The 2,801-nt window shown below is 44.5% G+C and carries 3 protein-coding genes; 2 read left to right on the forward strand and 1 reads right to left on the reverse strand.

Annotated features, from left to right (window positions below; all coding sequences use genetic code 11):
* Positions 1-429, forward strand: a 429-nt coding sequence (locus H6F50_RS25690; protein WP_190430888.1) for a YcjF family protein, incomplete at its 5' end; no start/stop codon positions are given.
* A 253-nt stretch (positions 430-682) separates the two neighbouring features.
* Positions 683-1,597 (forward strand): branched-chain amino acid transaminase, encoded by a 915-nt coding sequence (locus H6F50_RS25695; RefSeq protein ID WP_190430889.1) that lies wholly within the window; start codon positions 683-685, stop codon positions 1,595-1,597.
* A 267-nt stretch (positions 1,598-1,864) separates the two neighbouring features.
* Here the strand turns inward: H6F50_RS25695 and H6F50_RS25700 are convergent, their stop codons facing one another.
* The gene (locus tag H6F50_RS25700; protein WP_190430890.1) at positions 1,865-2,728 is read right to left on the reverse strand and encodes an alpha/beta hydrolase; all 864 of its coding nucleotides are present in this window, start codon (positions 2,726-2,728) and stop codon (positions 1,865-1,867) included.
* Positions 2,729-2,801 lie beyond the last annotated feature (73 nt).

Genomic DNA, 2,801 nt, shown 5'->3' on the forward strand with positions numbered 1-2,801 from the left:
GTCATGGATCTCGGTAATCTATATCAGCAAAAATTCTCTATTCAACAAGCGCAAGCGATCGCTGGGACAATGGGTAGCTTGATGCTCAAGCTTGGTTTAGTCGAGCTAACGACTCAAACCGTAGGTGGGGTTCTCAAGAGCAATGCCATCACATTTGTCGCCGGAGGAGCGGTTCAGGGGGTCAGCGCTGCCTATCTAACCCGGTTAGCGGGTTTGAGCTTGATTGAATATTTCCAAGCGCAGGAAGCCGCTACGACATCCGAAGGTCGTCCCTTGAATCTGGATCAGTTGCGCGAAACCCTGCAAAAAGTGTTTCAGCAAAATCAACGAGTTGCTTTCTTGCAAGGATTTGTCAAGCAAGCTGTGGCGCGTCTGGTGCCAGAATCACCCCAGCCTGCGATCGCGGGTAACGAGATTGCTAGTTGTTAGCCAAGTAGTAGGTTAGCCCAACAGTAGGGTGAGCAATGCCCACCCTACTATTAAAATGTTTTATTCATATCGAAATCTGTACTAGCTCGAAATCAAGACATCATTATATAGTAATAGTCACTAACGTTCTTGAATTTCCTAATTTAGTCGGAACACACATTCCTTTTGAATTTTGAAAGAAAGTTCAGGAAGCCGAATGTGTAGAATCGCAATCGGCAAATCGAAAAACATCTGGAAAAACTTCTTTAAGCTTATGAATAATTTTTTACCCATTGCTTACTTTCAGAATAAATTTGTCCCTTTTAACGAAGCCAAAGTTTCTATTGCTACCCAAGCTTTGCACTATGGAACTGGCGCAATTGGGGGATTAAGAGGGATTCCCGATCCTCAAAATAATCAGCAAATTTTACTATTTAGATTAGACCGTCATTGCCAAAGGTTAAGTGATAGTGCTAAGTATTTACACTACGATCTACCAGCCTCTAAAATTCGAGAAACTATCGTTGATTTTATAAAAAAAAATCAACCAAATAAGTCTTTTTATATCCGCCCTCTCGTATATACTTCGGGGTTAGGAATTGCTCCTAGGCTTCATAATGTTGAGAAAGATTTTTTAGTTTATGGAATTGAACTAGCAGATTATTTATCTCCCGAAGGAGTCAGCTGTCGAATTAGTTCCTGGTATCGACAAGAAGATCGCAGCTTGCCTCTGAGAGGTAAAATCAGCGCCGCATATATTACTTCTGCCTTAGCGAAAACTGAGGCGGTAGAGTCAGGCTTTGATGAGGCAATTATGATGAATTCGCAGGGAAAAATTTGCGAAGCCTCTGGGATGAATATATTTTTAGTGAGAAATGGGCAACTGATTACCCCTGGATTTGAACAGGATATTTTAGAAGGAATTACCAGAGATAGCGTCCTAACAATTGCCAGAAATCTAGGAATTAAAACGATAGAAAGACCCGTTGATAAATCAGAGCTTTTTATCGCTGACGAAGTTTTTCTGAGTGGGACTGCTGCCAAGGTTGCGCCAGTCAAAAAAATTGAAAATTATCAATTACCAGAGAGCAAACCGATTACTACAAAACTGCGAGAAAAACTCATCGCGATTACGGAAAATCGAGATCCCGATTATCAAGATTGGGTAGACGCGATCGCGCTTGAATAAGAAAATCCGTCAGACGGAGAGACAAAGGCGATCTCATCTCTACAAACTAAACTCCCTTCGCAGGATAAAAGAACAGAAACCTCGGCAAGACTCGAAGGCGATCGCAACCTTGGTATCTGATTGCCACACCCGCGTCACATCCAAGGCTTACGCTTTTATTTGTATCAATGAAACTCCTCAAATCATAAAAGCAATGCTGCCCTCTCACCAGAGAGGGCATTTTTGTTAGCAGAGGAGATCCGCTCATAAACCAACCCTCAATAAGCGCTACGCCTTAACGCCCATCTGTCGCAGGATAGCAGTACACAGATCGCTATTAACATCGAGAAAACCATCAATGGCAGTAAAGTGGTTTTTACCAGGTTGGGGTAGATATTCGCCGTGTAAACCTTTTGCTTTCCAGGCTGCTAGAAACTCATCGGACTGGCGTTGAAATTCTTTGGATTCATCCCCGCCGTAGGTGACAATCAGCGATCCAACTTTGTCGGGAATATGCAGGATGGGGCTGTTGCGGAGAACTTCTCCCCAAGTTAATTGTAAAGCGGGTTGCAGCCAGGTGTAGGGAAAGGGCATCAGGTCAAATAAACCACTAATCGCGCAGCCTCCTTTAATGATATCGGCGGGTAAACCGTAGGTTCCTTCCCAGTCAGTTGCCATCAGCATTGCTGTTAATTGACCGCCAGCCGAGTGACCGGAGACATAAATTCGATCGCGAGCGCCTCCAAAACTAGAAGCATTTTTGTAAATCCAGGCAACCGCTGCTCGACTCTGACGCACGATCTCATCCATTGTCACGGTAGGACACAAAGCATAGTTGGTGACGACTACTGTAACTCCCGCTTCCACAGGTGCTTTGGCGACTAAACTAAAATCCTGGCTGCTGAGCAGTCGCCAGTAGCCACCGTGAATAAACACCAAAATGGGGGCATCCGGTTGAGCGGCTGGAAAGATATCCAGATGTTCGGCTAGGGTGGGACCAAAGGGAACCTGGAGTTTGCAGTACAACGCAGAGCGTACGCTAGCGCTTGTTTTCACGTAGAAATCTGCGTACACAGTGAAATCTGGTACTGACTTTTCTACGTTATATTCAGCATCCAGCTCGGCTTGCGTTGAGAAATTACGATAGAGCATAGAGCGTTTCTCGGTTGGGTGGAATAGATTGCGGTTCTAACGTTCAGTAGCGGCTTTTTGAATGTCATTGTAG

Source organism: Coleofasciculus sp. FACHB-712, from assembly GCF_014695635.1.
GTDB lineage: Bacteria > Cyanobacteriota > Cyanobacteriia > Cyanobacteriales > FACHB-T130 > FACHB-T130.